We start from the raw sequence: 19,054 nt of genomic DNA, 5'->3' as shown, positions 1-19,054 counted from the left end.
CAAGGCGTGGCGAGAAAAGATGGCAGGAACGACGACCAGCTGCGCGACGTCAAGATCACCCGGGGTTTCCAGCGGTGGCCCGCGGGGTCGGTGCTGATCGAGTTCGGCGACACGCGCGTGCTGTGCGCGGCGAGCGTCACCGAGGGTGTGCCGCGCTGGCGTGCCGGGTCCGGGCTGGGCTGGGTGACCGCGGAGTACGCGATGCTGCCCTCGGCGACGAACACCCGCGGTGACCGGGAGTCCATCAAGGGCCGCGTCGGCGGGCGCACGCACGAGATCTCCCGGCTGATCGGCCGGTCGCTGCGTGCCTGCATCGACCTCGCCGCGCTCGGGGAGAACACGATCGTGATCGACTGCGACGTCATCCAGGCCGACGGCGGCACCCGCACGGCGGCGGTGACCGGTGGCTACGTCGCGCTCGCGGACGCCATCACCTGGCTCGGCGCGGCGAACCGGCTGGCCGACCCGCAGCCGCTGTCGTCCTCGGTCGCCGCGGTGAGCGTCGGCGTCGTCGACGGGCGCGTGCGGCTGGACCTGCCGTACGAGGAGGACTCGCGGGCCGAGGTCGACATGAACGTCGTCGCGACCGACGCGGGCACGCTCATCGAGGTGCAGGGCACCGGCGAGGGCGCCACCTTCGCACGGTCCACTTTGGACACCATGCTGGACATGGCGCAGGCGGGCTGCGCGGAGCTGACCAGGCTGCAGCGGGAGGCGCTGGCGCTCCCGTATCCGGGTGAGCTGCCGGAACCGCGGCCGGACAAGAAGAAAGGCTCGAAGTGACCAAACTGTTGGTGGCTTCGCGGAACGCGAAGAAGCTCGGTGAGCTGCGGCGGATCCTGGAAGCCGAGGGGATCGAAGGCGTCGAGGTCGTCGGGCTCGCCGATGTCGAGGAGTTCCCCGAGGCGCCGGAGACGGCCCCGGACTTCGAGGGCAACGCCGTGGCCAAGGCCCGTGACGCCGTCGCGGCCACCGGCCTGCCCACCATCGCGGACGACTCGGGCATCGCCGTCGACGCGCTGAACGGGATGCCGGGCGTGCTCTCCGCGCGCTGGTCCGGGAAGCACGGCGACGACGAGGCGAATCTCGATCTGGTGCTGGCGCAGCTGTCGGACACTCCGGACGAGCGGATGGGCGCGGCGTTCGTGTGCGCGGCCGCGCTCGTACTGCCGGACGGGACGGAGACCGTGGTGCGCGGCGAATGGCGGGGCTCGCTGGTGCGGGAACGCCGTGGTGCCAACGGATTCGGGTATGACCCGATCTTCGTGCCGGAGGGTGGGACGCGGACGTCGGCGGAGCTGTCCCCGGCGGAGAAGGACGCGGATTCGCATCGGGGCCGCGCGTTGCGCTCGCTGTTGCCGGACCTGCGCAAGCTCGCCGGTTAGCGGATTTCGACCTTAACACCGGGGCCGAGCCGGTCCAGGCCGATCACCTTTTCGGCGAACATCACTTGGATGTTCACGTGGAGGTCGGCTAGTGGAGTGAGGTTGACTTCTGTCCTGAACCCGTTGAGGCGGATTTCTTTCAGCGTGGGGATCGAGGCGAGCGGCGAAAGGTCATTCTTCGTGGTGAAATTCAGGGCTACCGAGGTTAAAGGTAGGTTTCCGAGTGCTAGCAGGTCGTCCTGCTCGTCGAGAGTGACCGATAATTCCGTAAGTTCGGGGAACGCTTCGGCGATTTCTTGTGTTGTGAATTCCCTTGAATTGTTCATGAGTACGAGTCTTGATACTTGGGATAGTGGCTTGCTGACGGGGAGTAGTTCCTTGGCGCAGCCGACAAGTTGAAGTGTTCTCAGATTCGGCAAAGCAGTGATCGAGTTTATTTCACGTGCGCGCGCGAGGGCTAGATAGTTGAGTCCTTGTAGGTTTTTTAGTGATTGAGTTTTGCGCAAAGGGCTACTTGGAAATAGTGTCAGCTGCTTGAGGTTTGGTAGCTTTTTCAAGGTGCTCAGGTTAGTGAATCCTTTTGAGTAGAAGAGACTGAGTTCCTCGAGTTCTCGATGTTCTATGAGTGTGCCCAAGTTCACGAGCGCGTCGGAGGTGAAGAACAAGTCCAGGTATTTCACGTGTGAAATACCGTTTAAATATGCGAGATCGGGGTGCTCTTTTGTGTCGCTGATGGCGACTTGGAGGCCGGTAAGCTGTGGCAGTTGGTTGATGTAGGGTAGTAATCGCCTTGTGGTGACGCTGAGTTCTCCGTTGTCGAGCGGGGAATTCGCGAGCACCTCGTCCACGAACCTCTGGGGATCGAAGTAGCGCCACACGGAAGCGAGTTGCTCCTGCACGGCTGACCGGGGATCCGGTGCGTATCGCTTCAGCGTTGCCAAGGCGTCGGAGCCGCCGGTGAGCGCCGCGGCGCGGACGGTCGCGGCGGCGGCACTCTCGGTCAAACTGTCCAAAGTAGACGGTAAATACCGCAGAATTCGTGGGCCGATGGTGGAAAGCGAGCGGGTCTCGCGAAGATTCCTCGGCGGCACTAGCTTCTCCCGGATCACGCCCTCGACCCGCGCGAGCACCTCAGGATCGACGTCGCTCACCGTTTCCAGGCACGCCGCCGCGAGGAGCCGCAGGCGCCGGGCATGGCGAGACTCGGCATCGGCCCGGTCGAGGATTCCACGAAGCAATTCGCCTACCTGGTGATGCTTGGCGTGCCCACACGCCATGATCGTGGTTTCCCACCACGTATCGAGGTGCGCGTGGCTGACCAGCGCGTCGAGATAGTCGTGCTCGGTGGCCTCGCTCGCGGCCAGATACTCCTGAAAAGTCCGGTGCACGAAGTCGATCCGGCCACGCACCGGTTCACGCAGCACACCGCTGCGTTCCACCAGGTGATCGAGCACGACGGCGGGTTCGTGATCGACCCGGGGCACCGAACGCAGCCGCCGCTCCACGTGTTCGGCGACCTTCTCACGTGGCAGTTCGACCTTGCCCGCCATCGTCAGCCGCCAGGCCAGATCGCCGAGGAGCACCTGTTTCTGCGACTCCGTCAACAACACCGCGATGCCGCGTTCGGTGTCCCGCAGGTGCATCAGCATCGCCATGGCCTTGCGGTACAGGTCCATCCGGTCGCGCGGCAGCTCCGACCGGTGCGCGAGGTTGAGGGCGCACAGCATCGCGCACAACAGCGGGCTCGCGGCGAGTTTGCGCAGCTGGGGATGGCTGTCGAGCTGGTTGAGCAGGCGACGCTGGACGGCGGGCAGATCGGCGTCGTGGCGGGCGGTGCCGCTCGTGGCCGCCGCCCGGTGCCAGCGCTCGGTGAGCGCCTGGATGTCGTCGGCGGACATCGGTTCCAGCAGCACCGAGCCGAAACCCTGCTGGCGCAGCCAGTTCCGGTCCGCCGCGGCCGTGCGTGAGGTGACGACGAACCGTGCCTTCGGGAAGGTGAGGGTGAGCTCGTTGAGCCAGTTCCGGATTTCCCGGCGATGCGACGCGCCGACCTCGTCGACGCCGTCGACAAGGATCATCGCCTTGCCGCTGTTCAGGATCCGGCGCGTCCAGTCCGGGGGCATCTTCCCGGCAAGACTCGGCGCGACGTGCGCGACGAAGTCCTCGTGCCGGGGCGGGGGTTCGGCGGCGAAGCTGCGCAGCCGGACCGGGAACGCGACGTAGCCGTTCCACTCGGCCAGTTTGCCGGTGAACTCGCCGCGGGCGGCGGTGACGGCGAGCCAGTCGAGCAGCGTCGTCTTGCCCGAACCGGCCTCGCCGCGCACCAGCGTCCGCAGCTGGCCGCCGATGGCGGTCTCCACGCGCATGGTCGCGTGACCGTCTCGGCGATGGCGCTTGTCGAACCACAGTTCGTCCGGACCGTGGTCCCGCAGCCGGGGCCCATCGCTCGTGGACGAGACACTCAGGCTCAGGTACGCGACCGACAGCGGCAGTGCGGGCTGGTCGTCCATCGGCAGGCCGAGCAGTTCCAGCCGGTCGAGCTTGCGGGCCAGCAGGTCCAGATACTCCGCGCGGAAATCGCTGTCGGTGTCGGCGGGGGCGTCGAGCCCGGTCTTCGGGAGCCGGGTGAGTACTTCGTCGAGCTGCTCGGACTGACGGCTTAGCCTGCCGAGCAGTTCGATCAGCGTCCGGGGCTGGAACGAGGGCAAGTGCCGGATGACCTGCACGAGATGGCGGCAGGACAGGTCGAGCGCCAGCTCGTACAAGGCGGCCGCGCCGGGCGCGAGCAGCCGCCGCGCGGCCAGGCCGGGGAGCCGGTCGCGGACGCGGCGGGCGAGCTTTTCCGGGGAGAAGTCGTCCGACAGCAGCGCTTCGTCCGAAAGATCCGCTTTGTTGAGCGCGTCTTCGACGGCGAGGAAGGCGGCTTCGACCTCGTTGTCCGGCAACGCGGCGAACCGGTCGGCGAGCACCGGTTCCAGCTGTTCGGCCACCTGGGTCCCGATAGTCTGGACGAGGTTCTCGAGTTTTCGCTGTTCCAGCGGCCCCTTCAGCTCCTGTGCGGCCAGCTCAGCGAGGCTCGCCGACCGCTCGAAACGGTCTTTTCGCCGCTGCAGCCACGACTTCGCGGCATGCGACGCGATGGTCCCGCCCAGCTTCAGCGCAGAGGTTTCCAGCCCGGCCACGAGTACCCTCCCCTTGCCCTCGAAGGGCGGATGATTCCGCCGAACGGCCGCCCGGGGCAAGCCCGCATTCGGGTATCCCGCCCGCGTCCTATTCTCGGCGGCATGGGTGCCCATATCGTGCTGGCCGAGGACGACGACAAACAGGCGGAGCTCGTCCGCCGGTACCTCGAACGGGAGCACCACCGGGTGACCGTGGCCGCGGACGGCCGTGTGGCGCTCGACCTCGTGCGCCGGGAGTCCCCCGACCTCGTGGTGCTGGACGTGATGCTGCCCGGGATGGACGGGCTGAGCGTCTGCCGCGTGCTCCGCGCCGAATCGGACGTCCCGGTGCTGATGCTCACCGCCCGGTCCACGGAGGACGATCTGCTGCGCGGTCTCGACCTCGGCGCGGACGACTACATGACCAAACCGTTCAGCCCCCGTGAACTGGTGGCCAGGGTGCGGACGCTGCTGCGGCGCGCGAAGGCCACGCGCCAGGCGAGCGACGCGCTGCGCGTCGGCGGGCTCACCGTCGACCCGACACGGCACGAGGTCTTCGCCGACGGGCGGCCGATCGAATGCACGCCGGGAGAGTTCCGGTTGCTGGAGGTCATGGCGGCGCAGCCGGACCGGGTGTTCACCCGTGGCCAGCTGCTGGAGCGGCTGCACGGGTACGACCGCTACATCACCCACCGGGCGATCGACGTCCACGTGATGAATCTGCGCAAGAAGATCGAGGCACAGCCCCGGAAACCGACCCGGCTGCTCACCGTCTACGGCGTCGGCTACAAGCTCACCGCGGGGCCGTCGCATGGCGCGTAGCCTGCTGGTCCGGTTGCTCGCGGTGTCGGCGCTGATCGTGCTCTGCTCGATCGCGGCCACGGCCTGGCTCGCCGCCCGCACCACGTCCGGGGCGATCCAGCAGGAGCAGGGCCAGGCACTGGCCGAGGACGGCCGGATCTACCAGGAACTGCTGAAGTACGCGGCCACGCATCCGAACTGGACCGGGGCCGGCCCGCTCGTGGCGGAGCTCGCGAAGAGCTCCGGCCGCCGGATCGTGCTGACAACCTCGTCCGGGGCGCCGATCGCCGACTCAGCGCCCCGGCCGGGGCTGTTGCCGAAACAGCCGTCCGTGGTGGTCGACCCGTTGTCGGTCAACGCCGGGCTCGGGGTGTCCACCAACGCCGACCGCATCGACCCGGACGCCGTCGGCCCGTACGCGCTGACCGCCGAGGAACGGAAGTACCTGGCCGAGACGGCGGACCGGACGCTGAACTGTGTCCGGAAGGGCAGCAGCGCTTCGGTGGTCACCGAGCCGAACGGCCGCGCACGTGTCGAAGCCACCGACCCCTACCTGCTTTCGTACTGCTCGAAGTACGGCCCGGCTCCGGTTCCGTTCGGTATGGACGCGCCGACCAGGACCGAACAGGTGGCGCTGGACAAACTGACCGCACTGGCCAACGACTGTCTCGGCCGGATCGGCAAACCGAAGATCCAGGTGCTGCTCGGGTTCACCTGGATACGCAAGGACTTCCGCGGCACCGGGACGGACCCGGCCGTCGACTCCTGCGTCGCGGCGGGCCGTCGCGAACAGCTGACGCCCTACGTCGCGCCCGCGGCGTCGCTCTATCTCCTGAGTCCCGGCGAGGAACAGCCGAGCGGGTTCACGCTGTCGTCGGAGAACAAGGTCCGGCTCGCCGCCGTCGCGGGCGGGGTACTGGTCATCGCGGTCGCCGTCACGGTGCTGGCCGGGATCCGGCTGATCCGGCCGTTGCGCGCGCTCACCGGCGCCGCGCAGCGGATGGAGGCGGGGGAGAGCGGCGCGCGGGTCGAGGTCAGGGGCCGCGACGAGATCGCGCGGCTGGCCACGGCGTTCAACGACATGTCCGCGGCGCGGGAACGGCTGGAGGCCACGCGCCGGGGCATGGTCAGCGACATCGCGCACGAGCTGCGGACGCCGCTGAGCAACATCCGCGGCTGGATCGAGGCCGTGCAGGACGGCGTCGCGCAGCCCGACGAGGAACTCCTGACCCTGCTGCACGATCAGGCCGTGCACCTCCAGCACATCGTCGACGACCTTCAGGACCTCGCGCTGGCCGACGCGGGCGAGCTCCGCGTGCACCCGGAACCGCTGGACGCGAACGCGCTGCTGACCCAGGTGGCCGCCGCGCACGTGCCGAGAGCCGAGGCCGCGGGGGTCACGCTGTCCGTGTCGCCACCGGCCGACCCGGATCTCACGGCCGATCCGGTCCGCCTGCGTCAGGCGCTCGACAACCTCGTGTCCAACGCGGTCCGGCACACCCCGGCCGGTGGCACGGTCACCGTACGCGGCACGCGCGACGGGGAGGACGTCGTGTTCGAGGTCACCGACACCGGGACCGGGATCGGCGAGGAGGACCTGGCGCGCGTGTTCGACCGCTTCTGGCGGGCGGACCGGTCGCGGGCCCGGCAGTCCGGGGGCAGCGGTCTCGGACTCGCCATCGTCCGCAAGCTCGCCGAAGCGCACGGCGGGACCGTGACCGCCGCCAGCGTTCCCGGTCAGGGTTCGACGTTCACCCTGCGCCTGCCGTCGGCGCCCGCGGACTCGTGACGTCGGCAGGGCTCCGAACGCCCCAATGTGGCATTGGGTGCGTTGGACGCAGCGAATGTGGCGTTCGGTGCGTTGGACGCACCGAACGCCACATTGGGGCGCAAGAGGGCCGCGGGGTCAGGAGGCGAGGCCGAGGTCCTTGATCAGCTTCGCGACGTGGCCGGTGGCGCGGACGTTGTAGGCCGCCTTCGCGATCTTGCCGTCGGCGTCCACGATGAACGTCGAGCGGATCACGCCCTGCACGATCCGGCCGTAGTTCTTCTTCTCCCCGAACGCGCCCCACGCGGTGAGCACGGCCTTGTCCGGGTCCGAAAGCAGCGGGAACGTCAGCTTCTCAGCGGCGACGAACTTCGCGAGCTTTTCCGGCTTGTCCGGCGAGATGCCCAGCACCTGGTACCCGGCGTCGTTCAGCTCCGCGAGGTTGTCGCGGAAGTCGCAGGCCTGTTTGGTGCAGCCGGGGGTGCCCGCCGCCGGGTAGAAGTACACGACCACCGACCGGCCGCGGAAGTCGGACAGCGAGACGTTCCCGCCCTCGCTGTCGGGCAGGGTGAAGTCCGGCGCTTCGTCGCCGGGGGAAAGTCGCTCGGTCATGGCCGAAGAGTAACGCCGAAGAGCTACGCGGGCCCGCAATAGGTGGCCGCGGCCGGGTCCGTCGCGCTCGGCCGCAGTTGCAGGCGCATCCGCACCGCTTCCGACGGCACGGCGAACGCGAGGGTGATCCGGGTCGACCGGCCCGGCAGGACGTCCTTGCCCGCGTCGGAGACGCCGGTGAAGCCCTGCGTCGCGTCGACGACCTGCTTCGCCGGGGCGCCCGCGATCGTGGCGGTCACCGCGAGCCCGGAGAGCCGGTACGTCTCGACGCCGTTGTTGACGACCTCGATCTCGAACGCCGCGCCTCGCGGGCTCGGCGGGTAGGCGGCGCTGCTCGGCTGGAACGACTTCGGCGCCGCCACCGAGAACGACACCCCGCTCGCGAACCGGTGCCCGCTGCCGAACACGAGGTCGCTCCCCGCCTGCGCGGCTGGCGTGTCCGCCGGGGTCACGGCGGCACCCATGACCGCGGCTCCCTCCCGCGCGGGAACCCCGCAGGCCACCGCCGTGCAGAGCACTCCGGCGGCGATCAGGATCAGGGGGGTGCGCGGGGGCGCCATCTCGGGTTGCTCCAGTCAGCGTCGTGGTTCGGCCGTTCGGCCTAAGGGGGGCGAGCCGAACCCGCTCCACTGTGGCCGTCCGGCCGCGCGCGGACGAGCGGAAGCGGGGGGTTGACGCGGACCTGGTGTACAGCCGTGGCCGATCCGTGATCGGAGCGGCACCCCCGGTGACCGAACTCACAGTGCCCGATCGGGGGCCCTGAAGGCGCTTTCCGGATCAGACCGCGGCGATGAAAAGGAAGACGAAGAGGGCGACGCCGGAGACCCAGGCGACCATCAGCCAGCCGAAGTCACGGACCGGTTCGACCGCGCGGTTCTCCTCGCCCGGCACGTACACCCCGCGCTCTTCGAACCAGTCCGCCCAGCGGGCCAGCCAGCGCAGCGGATTCCGTGACCTCACCTCTCACCTCCCGCTCGCCGGGCCACTCTGCCACAGTACGACCGGGAAATCCCGCACCGGAAGGGAACGCCATGCACCGGACCTTCGCGCGACACCGCCGCCCGGTGGCCGTCCTCCTCGCGCTCCTCGTCGGGCTCGGGCTGCTCGGCGCCACTCCGGCGAACGCGCGGGGCGGCACCCCGCTCGCTCACCCGGTGTGGTTGTGCCGCCCGGGACTGGCGGCCAATCCCTGCAACCAAACCCTGACCGGTGAACCACAGGTCGCCGAGCCCGGCGGGAAGTTCACCGCGGGTTATCCGGTGTCCCACGGACGGGTCCCGCTCGACGTCACCCGCGTCGAGCCGGACGGGCGGACCGCCGTCGAGCCGTTCGCGCCGCCGTCGGCGCCGCCGGTCGACTGCTTCTTCGTCTATCCGACCATCAACGTGCTGCCGAACCCGCTGCCACAGGTCGGGTCGCTCCCGCCCGCGCGCGGGGACGACCAGCTGGCCGTCACCCTCGCGCAGGCCGGCCCGCTGCTGAACCGGTGCCGGATGTTCGTCCCGTCCTACCGGCAGTCCTCGCTGGCCGCGCACGTCGCCGGGCTCGTCACCCACACGACGCCCGACTACTCGCTGGGCCTCGGTGACGTCGAACAGGCGTGGGACGCCTACTGGCGTGACTACAACGTCGACCCGGTGACCCACCGGCGGCGCGGGGTCGTGCTGCTCGGCCATTCGCAGGGCGCCGCCGACGTGGCGAGCCTGATCCGCGACCGGATCGACGGGCGGGGCGACGTGCAGCCGTCGCTGGTTTCGGCGCTGCTGCTCGGCGGGAACGTGCCGGTGCCGCTCGACCGCCCCGCCGGTGGTGGCGCCGATCCGGACGCGGCCTTCCAGTACGTGCCGGTCTGCGCCCGCGCGTCGGCGGACCGGCCGGTGCCCACCGGCTGCGTCGCCGGCTATTCCGCGTACAAACAGCCCGGAGACCGGACGCTCCCGCCGGATTCCGTGTTCGGCCTGCTCGCCAAACCGGGGCACCGCGTCCTCTGTGTGAACCCGGCGGCACTGCTGACCGGCGCGCCCGCCGACGGGGCCACGGACCTCGACACGCGCCTGCCGACCCAGCGGCTCGTGGCGGGCAATCCGCTGCTGCCCGGCGGTCATCTGGCGCTGCTGCTCGCCGGGACCACGGTGCCGGACCACCCGACCGGCTACGCGCGGTACCCGGGCGCGGTACGTGGGCAGTGCCTGTTCCGCGAGTACCAGGGCGGCAACGCCAGCTGGCTGCAGATCCGCGGCGGCGACGCGCAGGTCGGCGGGCCGGGCACCGGGCAGGGACTCGGGCTGCACGTCAAGGACTTCAACCTGGCGCTGGGTGATCTGACCGCGTTGGTCGCCGCCCAGTCCGCCGAATGGCTGCGGCAGCACTGAAGGACGCTTTCAGTGCGTTGGCCGTGCTGAAGGACGCCTTCAGTGCACTGAGCGCACCGATGGCGTCCTTCAGCACACCCGGGCGCCGGAATTCACCGATGCGGGAAAAAGAATTCCCGGCGTGATCCGACGGTGACCTGGTAGACATGAGATGGCCATCAACGAGTCCGGCGTGAGACAATCCGGCGGACGTCGCAAACGGTTCCGGCGGGCAAATGTCCTATTCGCCCGGGCCTTTATTACAGATTCTTTCAAGATTTGACTGACCTTTACAGGTCGTCGCCAAGCCTTCTTCCACGCCGCTTTCCCCGGATAACGTCGGGACGTCCTCGTGAAGGGGAACTCGACACTCCTGTTCCGCGCCGGTCGCGGATAAGCCGTACGGAAGTGAGTTGCGTTGCTCGTGAGCATGTCGTCCGAGGTGACCGTGTTTTCCGACCGTCCCGAGGCGCGGGAGGCGATGGCGGCCCTGCTGGGCCGGGCTCCCGCGTGCCCCGGTGCGGACGTCGCCGTCGTCGCCTACGGCGGTGCGCTGCCCGCCGCGGCGCTGCGGCACTGCGTCGAGCGGCTCGGCCGGTCCTACCGGGTGCTCGTGGTGCTGCCCGAGGGCGCGGCCGGGCAGGTGCCCGACCTGCTGCGGGCCGGTGCGCTGGGATTCGTCGGCGCGCACTGCGAGGAGCAGGAGTTCTTCGCGGCGCTCGCGGTGGTCGCGCGCGGAGCGGTGTATGTGGCGGCGGACGCGCGCCAGGCACTGACCGCGGCCCCGGCTCCAGCCGCGGTGCCCGCGCCGCAGCCCGCGTCCGGGCTGACCCCCCGGGAGCGGGAGGTGCTGTGCTGGATCGCCAACGGCTACACCCATTCCCAGACCGCGCGCCGGATGGGGCTGTCCTGTGCCACGGTCGACACCTACGTCAAACGGATCCGGGCGAAGCTCGAAGTGCGGAACAAGGCGGAGCTGACCCGTAAGGCGATGGAATTCGGGCTCGTCGGACAGGAGCCGGTACCGGCCGTCGCGGCCGCCTGATCAGCGCGCCGCCGGGAGGGTGACGCCGAATTCGCAGCCGCCGGGGATGTTTCGCACCGCCACGGTGCCGTGGTGCGCCTCGGCGATCCCGCGCACGATCGCCAGGCCGAGCCCGCCGCCGGTGTCGGTCCCGGTGCGGGCCGCGCTGCCGCGCCAACCCGGTTCGAAGACCTTGTCGAGGTCCGTGGCCGCGATCCCGCCGCACGCGTCCGAGACCGTGACGACCGCTTTGTCCCCGTCGGCGGCCGCGGCCACCGTGACGGTACCGCCGGGGCGCGTGTGCCGGATCGCGTTGCCGAGCAGGTTTCCCAGCAGCCGGGACAGCTGCCGGACGTCGACCCGGACCTCGACGGCCGCGATCCCGCCGTGCGCCAGGCGAACGCCGCGGCCGCGCGCCTGCGGTTCACATGCTGAGACGGTGTCGCTGATCAGGTCGAACAGCGGCACCGTGCGCAGTGACAGGGTGAGCGACCGCGACTGGATCCGGGAGAGGTCGAACAGGTCGGTGACCAGCTGGTCCAGCCGCTGGGTTTCGAGCAGGATCTGCCGGTGGTAGCGGTCCTGGTCCGGTGCGACACCGTCCTGCAACGCCTCGGCCATCGCGCGCAGGCTGCCCAGCGGGGTGCGGAGATCGTGCGAAACCCACGCGATGAGTTGCCGCCGCGAGGTTTCCAGCAGCTGTTCGTGGGCCCGCGAAGCCGCGAGCGCGGCGCTCATCGCGGCGAGTTCCTGGCTCAGCACCTCCCATTCGGCGGCGCTGTCCCCGGCGGGCGCGGCGAACCGCCCGCCGGCGCCCATGCTCCGCGTCGCCCGCGCGAGGTCGCGGCTGCCGTGCAGGAACCGGCGGCCGAGCAGCAGGCAGACCACCAGTGACACCGCGGTGCACGGAATGCAGACGAGCAGGATTTCCTTCAGATCCGGATAGGCGAGCCGATCCATTAACGCGAGCGCCACCACACTCGCCGCGATGCCCGCCACCGGAATGACGATGAGTACGACCATCATCACCACGAGCGAGGATCGCCGCAGCAGCCACAGGAAAGCGGAACCGATCAAGGCGACCGCGACCGAACACCACAGGGACACCAGGGCTATTTCGAGCTGAAGCGGCATTTCCCGAGGTCTCGTGAGTGTGTCTTACGGGGAATAACGGCACGATCCGGCCGCTGTACAATCTGCTGCCAGGCGCGGCCGAAGTATAGGATACTCGGAGGTATGTGAGACCCGTGGCGTCCGATTCCGAAGGGCAGCGTTCACCGTCCGACCAGGACGAGGCCGCGGCTGAACCAGCGCGAACCCTGCGTGTCTTCCCACCAGCCGGGCCGTCCGACGACGGCGATCGGGCACGGCTGCGGCTGGTCGCCGATCCCGCTCCCGCCGAGCCGGACCCCGAGCCCGAGTACGAGAAGGTGCCCCTCGAGGTTCTCTCCGGGACGGCGGGCGCCGCGGCGGCGGGGCAGGCCGAACCCGTCACGCGCCGCCGGGGCAGGCTGCCCTCCACCCCGACGCTCATCGCGCTCGCCGGTGCTGCCGTGGTGCTGGTGTCGGTCCCGTTCCTGATCACCGAGCTGTGGGTCGCCCCGAAGTCCGACGGCGACGCCGCCGTCAACGCGACGGACGGCGTGCCCGCGCTCGTCAATCCCCCGGTGAACACGGTGCCGGGGCAGCCCGCGCCGGGCCTGACCAACGCGCCGGGCGTGCCGCCCGGCGGGGCGCGGGCGACCGGGCAGCCCGCCGGGCCCTCGGGCGCGCCGGTGCCGGGCACCGGGAAGCCGGAGGCACCACCGGCGCCCGGCCCGGTGGTCGCGGGAGCCGGCTGCCCCAACACGGCCCGCGCTTCGTACCAGAAGGCCGGGGAGTACGCCCAGGGCCGCGCGGGCTGGAACAGCTATCCGGGCGGCGCGGTCGAGGCGGGGTGCACCGGCACCTTCGACGCGATGCCGATGGCGGGCAACGCCAACGGCGCGCCGGATCCCCAGACCTACACGAGGTGGCTCTTCGACGTTTCCGACGTCGTCACCGCCGGGCACTGCGCGGTCTCGGTGTACATCCCGAACGACGGCAACATCGAGCACGTCGGTGGCGTGAAAGCGCATTATTCGGTGTTCCGCTCGCTGACCACGTCGTCCGACAACGTTGTCGGGGTGGCCGACGTCGACCAGCCCGCCCATCTCGGGCAGTGGGTGAGCCTCGGCGGCCCGTTCAAGATCGACGCGGGCAAGCTGGCGGTCAAGCTCAACAACAGCGGTGTCGACTGGAACAGCGGTGACGGCAAGGCGAACTACCGGCACATCGCGTCGACCCAGCTGAAGGTCAGCTGCACTCCGGGGTGAGTCACCCGGCCCGCCAGCCGCGCCGCCGCGCACGGGGGACGACGACGGCGCCGAGCGTCACGAGCGCGACGAGCGCGCCCGCCACCGCGGCCACGATCCCGGCCAGCCTGCCGGGGTGCGGGTCGGCTGGCGCGGGCATGCGCGCGCCGGCGGGGGCCACGGCCGGGGCGGCCGGTCCCGGTAGCAGTTCCGCGACGACCGCCGCGGCCGGATCGACGACCCCGGCGCCGAGCAGCGGGTCCGGCACGCCACCGGCCGGTGGGTAAGCGGTTTCTTTCAGGCGCCGCACCACTTCCGGGCCGGACAGCGCGGGCCGGTACGCGCGGACGAGCGCGGCGGCGCCGGACACCATGGCCGCCGCGACGGCGTCGTCGCTCGCGGTGAACAGGCCGGGGCCGCCGGGGCCGACGCCGGTGATCGCGGCGCCCGGCGCGGCGAGGTCGACTCGGATGTCCGGGAGGTCCGTCCGCATCGGGGTGCCTCGCGGGGTGATCGCGGCGACCGAGACCACCCCGGGACAGGCGGCCGGGTACGCGGCCACCGGCCGCTGCCCGGCGGCGACGGCGGCCGGGGCGATCACGACGGCTCCGGCCGTGACGGCCTCGGCGACCGCGTCGGCGAGTTCCGGCGCGGGGGCGGTGACCGCCGCCGACACCTGGAGGATCCGCGCGCCCGCCGCGAGTGCCGTGCGGATCCCGGTCGCGAGCGCGTGCGCGGTGGTCCCGCCGGTCCGGTCGGTCACCGGCACCGAAAGCACCCGCGCGCCGGGCGCGATCCCGGCGAAACCGCCGCCGGGGCGCGGGGCGGCGGCCAGTATCCCGGCCACGAACGTCCCGTGCCCGGCACAGTCCTGCCCGGCGCCGAGCACCTTGCCGGTCAGCGCGGGGGACGACCCGTCCACGCCGGTGTCGAGGACCGCGACGGTGACGCCCGCGCCGTCGGTGTGGGTCCACGCCCGCTCCGGGCGCAACCGCGCCTGGGCCCACGGCAGCTCATCAGTGTCCACTGTGGACGCGGTACGGCAGGCCTGGTTTTCCTGCAGCGAAGGGGTGATCGGCGGCAGTTCCGGCGCGGCCTGGGCCGGTGCCGCGCCGAGCGTGAGTACCACACCGAGCACGGCCGCCCAGCGGAGAGAGGATCGCACCCCGCAACGGTATGCGGTCCGCGTCCACAGGGGACAGTCCCGGAAACAGGGGGCCGAATGCACTGAAGGCGTCCTTCAGCCCACCGGGACGGGCAGGTCCTCGGCGCGGAGCAGGCGCAGGTCGTCCAGGGTCGGGGTGTCCAGCCGGGTGATCCGCCCGGCCTGCCGGGTCATCGCCGACTCCAGGAGCCGTCGCGCGTACCTGGCGTTGCCGAACGAACGGTCGTGGGGGATCGCGGCGAAGTGCTCGTGCAACGCCGTCAGCAGGTCAGGGCCGCAGTCGTACCCGTTGTCGGCCGCGCTGCGGGTGACGATGTCGACCAGTTCGGCGGGGGCGTAGTCGGTGAACACGACGGTGCGGGCGAACCGCGAGCCCAGTCCGGCGTTCGAGGCGAGGAACTCCCGCATCTCGCCGGTGTACCCGGCGACGATCACCACGACGTCGTCGCGGTGGTCCTCCATGAGTTTCACCAGCGTGTCGACCGCTTCCTGGCCGAAATCGTTGCCACCGGCGGAAGTCAGCGTGTACGCCTCGTCGACGAACAGCACGCCGCCGAGCGCCCGCTCGAACGCCTCCCTGGTCTGCCGCGCGGTGTGCCCGATGTACTTGCCGACCAGATCCGCCCTGCTGACCTCGACCAGCTGCCCGGTCGGCAGTACGCCGAGTTCCGCGAGCAGTTCGCCGTAGAGCCGCGCGACGGTGGTCTTGCCGGTGCCCGGCGGGCCGGTGAACACCGCGTGGTGGCCGATCGGCGGTGTCGGCAGGCCGGCCATGGCGCGCTTCCGGTTCGTTTCAACCAGGTTCACCAGGTCTTCGACGGTGTCCTTCACCGCGCTCAGCCCGGTCATCTCCCGCAGCCGCGTCAGTGCCGACGGCGATTTCTCCTCGGGTGGCCGCGCGGCGGCCTCGCTGATGTCCGACGGCAGCAGCAGCGAAAGTTCCTCCTCATCGGCGCCCGGCTGGGCGGCGAGCCGGACCGCCTGCCGGTCGATCATCTCCTCGAACAGCTTGCGCGCGGCGCGGCCGTTGCCGAAGTCCGGGCCGCGGTGCATCCGCCGGAAGTGCTCGGCCAGCGCGGCGCGGGTGTCCTCGGCCAGCTGGTAGCTGTGCGCGTCGCAGGTGCGTTCGACGATGGTGACCAGCTCGTCCACCGCGTAGTTGTCGAACTCGATGGTGCGGTTGAACCGGGAGGCGAGACCGGGGTTGGACCCGAGGAACCCGTGCATCTGCGCCGAGTACCCGGCCGCGATCACCACGACGTCGTCGCGGTGGTCCTCCATGAGCTTCACCAGCGTGTCGACCGCCTCCCGGCCGAAATCGGGGCCGTTGCCGGGTTCCTGCGCCGTCAGCGTGTACGCCTCGTCGATGAACAGGACGCCGCCGAGGGCTCTGGTGAACGCCTCGGTGGTCTTGATCGCGGTGCCGCCGACGATCTGCGCGACCAGGTCCGCCCGCGAGACCTCGACGAGGTGCCCGCTGCGCAGCGCGCCGAGCGAGGCGAGGATCGTGCCGTAGAGCCGCGCGACGGTCGTCTTGCCGGTGCCCGGCGGGCCCGCGAAGATCAGGTGCCTGCTCATCGGCAGCCCGGGCAGCCCGGCCTGCTGACGGCGCTTGGCCATCTGGTTCAGGTCGATCAGGGTGGCGACCTGCTGTTTGACGCCGTCCAGCCCGACCAGCGAGGTCAGTTCCTCCAGCGCGCCACCACCTTCCGGCGCACCGTCCACACCGGACACCCGATTGTCCCTGCTGTCCAGGTTTTCCACGGACAGCCGCTCGGTGCCGCCGGGGTGGCCGATCCCGGCACCACCGTTGCCGACCGTGACGCAGTCGGTGACCTCGACCGGCTCGGCGGTGTCGACACGCAGGCCGTCGCGGGCGTTGCCCCGCAGTTCGCAGCCGGTCAGCGTGCCGCGTCCGCCGGAGGCGACGAGCACGCCGTGCCCCTTGTTGTCCCGGATCCCGCTGCCGGACATGGTCAGCTCGGCGCGTTCGGCGACGCTGACGCCGTCGCCGCCACAGCCCCGGATCTCGCAGTCGCGCAGCAGCCCGGTGCCGCCGGGTTCGAGCACGACCCCCGCGCCGGGCAGATCGTGCAGCACCGTCGTGCTCACGTAGGAGTCGGCGTCGTCGCCGATCCGGATGCCCGCCCCGGCGGTGCCGGTGACGCTGGAGTCCTCCAGCCTGCCGCGTCCGCCGCCGCCGAACACGACGCCGTCGCCTCGAACGTCCTCAATGGACACCCGGCGCAGCAGCGGGTTCGCACCGGCGCGCACGGTGACCGCGCTGCCCCCGACGTCGCGGATCTCCAGCTTGTCGAACTCCGCGGCGCATTCGTCGGTGAGCTCGACGCCGTCCCGCGCGCAGTCGTGCACGTCGAGGTCGCGGAAGACCGGCCCGGCCAGCTCGCCGACATGGATCGCGGCCTGGCCAGCCGAGAACACCCGCAGGTTCTCGTAACTGCCGCGGGCCTTGTCCTTGACGAAGATCCCGTGTGCCCTGGTCCGGCCGATTCGGCAGTCGCGGACCACCGGATCGCCGCCGAGCACGACGATCCCGTGCTCGCGGGTGCCGACGAAGGAACAGTCCTGAAGGACGGGGCGGCCGCTCGTGTTGAGGTAGGCGCCGATGGCGACGTCGGTGACGGCCGTGCGCACGACGGTCGTGGCGGTGCCCGCTTCCAGCGCGATGGCGGGCTTGTCGGTGCGGGAGATCCGGCAGTCCTCGACGGTTCCCGCCGACTCGGCGTTCGCGCAGACGCCGTTTCCCCTGCTGTCGCGCATCACGCAGCGCCTGATCACCGGGGCGGCGCGGTCGCTGATGACCACCGCCGAGCTGCCGAGATGCTCGAACAGAGTGTCCTCGACGACGCTGCCCGCCTCCGAGGTGTCCACGAAACCCGCACCGGCCGAATTGGACACCCGGCAGCCGCGCATCGCGAGCGAACCCGATTCCCTTGCCAGCACGGCGGTCCACGCCGAGCCGACGACCTCGCAGTCGTCCATCGCGGCCTGTCCACGCGGGACGTCCACTGTGGGCAGTTCGGAATCCTTGCCGCGCAGGACGAGGCCGGACAGCTGCACGGCCTCCGACGTCACCCGCACGGCGCTGCCCCGGACGGGCGAGAGCTCGACGCTGCGGGAGCCCTCGGCCGCGGTGATGGTGACCACCTTGGTGAGCACCAGGTTCTCCCGGTACCGGCCGGGGCGCACCGAGATCACCGAACCGGGACGCGCCACCTCCAGCGCGGCGGTGATGGTCCGGTAGCCCTCGGGGCCTTCCGGGCTGACCGACAGGACGGGCCGTGCCACGCTCCACTCTCCTCACGCACTGCCGGGACTTCCCACGGCTTCCACGCCGGGGCGTGGAAGCCGCGCGTCCAGTCTGCCCGGCGCGGCGGCGGCGGGGCAGTCCCCCAAAGCAGCCGCCGCGTCCCCGTTTCCGGGACTGGCCGCGCCCGCGCGCGGCGGGTGGAATGGGCGGGATGACGACCCTCGGGAGAACGGGATGGGGATCCGCGCCTTGCTGTCCACTGTGGCCGGACGGCGCGCGGCGCTGCGGGCGGAGCTCGACAGGCTGCGCCACGACGCGGCGCGCTCGGCGCGGCGGCTGGCCGAGGCGGAGCGGGAACGTGACGCGCTGCGCCAGGCACAGCGCGACCTGATCGCCGGGCTGTCCCACGAACTGCGGACCCCGCTCGCGGCCATCCGGGCCGCCGCCGAGGCGCTGGACGACGGCGTCGCCGCGTCGCCGGAGCGGTACACGGCGAGCGTCGTGCACCATTCCCGGCGGCTGGACCGGGTGGCGGGTGACCTGTTCGAGCTCGCGAAGGCGCAGAGCAGGGCGGGCCGGGTCGAACGGACCGTGGTGCCGGTCGGCGATCTGCTCGACTCCGCGCTCGCCACGGCGCTTTCGTTCGCGCTGGAACGCGGGGTGCGGTTGCGCCAGTCCCGGCCCGAGCCCGAACCCACCGTGGCCGTCGACGTCGCGGTGCTGACCAGGGCGCTGACCAACGTCGTGCTGCACGCGGTCCGGCACACCCCCGCGGGCGGCCAGGTGACCGTCCTGGTCACCCCGTTGTCCGGCGAGACCGGCGAGTCCGGCGGCGTCGAGATCGTGGTCGGCGACGCCTGCGGCGGCCTCCCCGGCGGCGAACCGCTCGGCGCGGCCGAACCCGGCGAAGCGGCCCTGTCGGTCACGCGCGGCCTGGTCCGCCAGCACGGCGGTGACCTGTTGACCACCCACGTCCCCGGCGGTTGCTGGTTCACCCTCCGCCTCCCCGCCTGATCACGCGAATGACGCCTCCAATCACGCGAGTGACGCGCCCGATCACGTGAGTCGCGTCCTTGGTCACGTGAGGTCGTGAGGGCCCGGCACGAGGCACGTGCGTGAGCCGCGATGTCGCGTGACTGGATGCGTATCTCGCGTGATTGGGCGGAGATCTCGCGTGATTGGA

15 protein-coding genes are annotated in these 19,054 nt (G+C 70.9%); 8 read left to right on the top strand and 7 right to left on the bottom strand.

Annotation, left to right across the window (positions count from 1 at the left end; genetic code table 11):
• Positions 1-6: 6 nt before the first annotated feature.
• Both rph and rdgB read left to right on the top strand, forming a co-directional pair.
• Positions 7-783 (top strand): ribonuclease PH, encoded by a 777-nt coding sequence (gene rph, locus ABD987_RS12375; RefSeq protein WP_345390900.1) that lies wholly within the window; start codon positions 7-9, stop codon positions 781-783.
• Positions 780-1,385, top strand: coding sequence for an RdgB/HAM1 family non-canonical purine NTP pyrophosphatase (gene rdgB / locus ABD987_RS12370; RefSeq protein WP_345390897.1), 606 nt, complete (start codon positions 780-782; stop codon positions 1,383-1,385). Before rph ends, rdgB begins: the two co-directional genes overlap by 4 nt.
• On the opposite strand, the gene ABD987_RS12365 is transcribed toward rdgB, so the two are convergent.
• On the bottom strand, positions 1,382-4,567 hold the full coding sequence (locus tag ABD987_RS12365) for an NACHT N-terminal Helical domain 1-containing protein (RefSeq protein ID WP_345390894.1): 3,186 nt from the start codon (positions 4,565-4,567) through the stop codon (positions 1,382-1,384). The genes rdgB and ABD987_RS12365 overlap by 4 nt on opposite strands.
• 102 nt (positions 4,568-4,669) lie before the next feature.
• Between ABD987_RS12365 and ABD987_RS12360 the strand changes: the two genes are divergently transcribed.
• Together ABD987_RS12360 and ABD987_RS12355 are read left to right on the top strand one after the other, a co-directional pair.
• On the top strand, positions 4,670-5,368 hold the full coding sequence (locus ABD987_RS12360; protein WP_345390891.1) for a response regulator transcription factor: 699 nt from the start codon (positions 4,670-4,672) through the stop codon (positions 5,366-5,368).
• Positions 5,358-7,136 carry a sensor histidine kinase gene (locus tag ABD987_RS12355; RefSeq protein WP_345390888.1) on the top strand — a complete coding sequence of 593 codons (1,779 nt, stop codon included), beginning with the start codon at positions 5,358-5,360 and terminating at the stop codon, positions 7,134-7,136. The genes ABD987_RS12360 and ABD987_RS12355 overlap by 11 nt, the downstream gene beginning before the upstream one ends.
• A 117-nt stretch (positions 7,137-7,253) precedes the next feature.
• On the opposite strand, the gene bcp is transcribed toward ABD987_RS12355, so the two are convergent.
• The 3 genes from bcp to ABD987_RS12340 all read right to left on the bottom strand — a co-directional run bounded on the left by bcp (position 7,254) and on the right by ABD987_RS12340 (position 8,687).
• Complete coding sequence (bcp, locus tag ABD987_RS12350) at positions 7,254-7,727, bottom strand: thioredoxin-dependent thiol peroxidase (RefSeq protein WP_345390885.1); 474 nt, start codon at positions 7,725-7,727, stop codon at positions 7,254-7,256.
• A gap of 23 nt (positions 7,728-7,750) precedes the next feature.
• Positions 7,751-8,287, bottom strand: coding sequence for a hypothetical protein (locus ABD987_RS12345; RefSeq protein WP_345390882.1), 537 nt, complete (start codon positions 8,285-8,287; stop codon positions 7,751-7,753).
• Positions 8,288-8,504: 217 nt separating this feature from the next.
• Entirely contained in the window at positions 8,505-8,687 is a 183-nt protein-coding gene (locus ABD987_RS12340) for a hypothetical protein (protein WP_345390879.1), read from the bottom strand.
• Positions 8,688-8,758: 71 nt separating this feature from the next.
• On the opposite strand from ABD987_RS12340, the gene ABD987_RS12335 reads away from it, so the two are divergent.
• Positions 8,759-10,099, top strand: coding sequence for a DUF3089 domain-containing protein (locus ABD987_RS12335; protein WP_345390876.1), 1,341 nt, complete (start codon positions 8,759-8,761; stop codon positions 10,097-10,099).
• A gap of 409 nt (positions 10,100-10,508) precedes the next feature.
• Positions 10,509-11,123, top strand: a complete 615-nt coding sequence (locus ABD987_RS12330; protein WP_345391607.1) for a helix-turn-helix transcriptional regulator — start codon at positions 10,509-10,511, stop codon at positions 11,121-11,123.
• Here ABD987_RS12330 and ABD987_RS12325 read toward each other — a convergent pair whose 3' ends face one another.
• Complete coding sequence (locus tag ABD987_RS12325; protein ID WP_345390873.1) at positions 11,124-12,236, bottom strand: sensor histidine kinase; 1,113 nt, start codon at positions 12,234-12,236, stop codon at positions 11,124-11,126.
• A gap of 113 nt (positions 12,237-12,349) precedes the next feature.
• Here ABD987_RS12325 and ABD987_RS12320 point away from each other — a divergent pair, with 113 nt between their 5' ends.
• Complete coding sequence (locus ABD987_RS12320; RefSeq protein ID WP_345390870.1) at positions 12,350-13,456, top strand: hypothetical protein; 1,107 nt, start codon at positions 12,350-12,352, stop codon at positions 13,454-13,456.
• Position 13,457: 1 nt separating this feature from the next.
• Here ABD987_RS12320 and ABD987_RS12315 read toward each other — a convergent pair whose 3' ends face one another.
• Positions 13,458-14,600 (bottom strand): S8 family serine peptidase, encoded by a 1,143-nt coding sequence (locus ABD987_RS12315; RefSeq protein WP_345390868.1) that lies wholly within the window; start codon positions 14,598-14,600, stop codon positions 13,458-13,460.
• A gap of 75 nt (positions 14,601-14,675) precedes the next feature.
• Positions 14,676-17,909, bottom strand: coding sequence for a right-handed parallel beta-helix repeat-containing protein (locus ABD987_RS12310; RefSeq protein WP_345390865.1), 3,234 nt, complete (start codon positions 17,907-17,909; stop codon positions 14,676-14,678).
• A gap of 196 nt (positions 17,910-18,105) precedes the next feature.
• On the opposite strand from ABD987_RS12310, the gene ABD987_RS12305 reads away from it, so the two are divergent.
• Positions 18,106-18,885, top strand: a complete 780-nt coding sequence (locus ABD987_RS12305; protein WP_345390862.1) for a sensor histidine kinase — start codon at positions 18,106-18,108, stop codon at positions 18,883-18,885.
• Positions 18,886-19,054: the final 169 nt, after the last annotated feature.

It is taken from the genome of Amycolatopsis samaneae (genome assembly GCF_039541975.1).
GTDB lineage: Bacteria > Actinomycetota > Actinomycetes > Mycobacteriales > Pseudonocardiaceae > Amycolatopsis > Amycolatopsis samaneae.
Note: the sequence above shows the minus strand (reverse complement) of the source record. Positions and strands in the feature narration are given on the sequence as shown.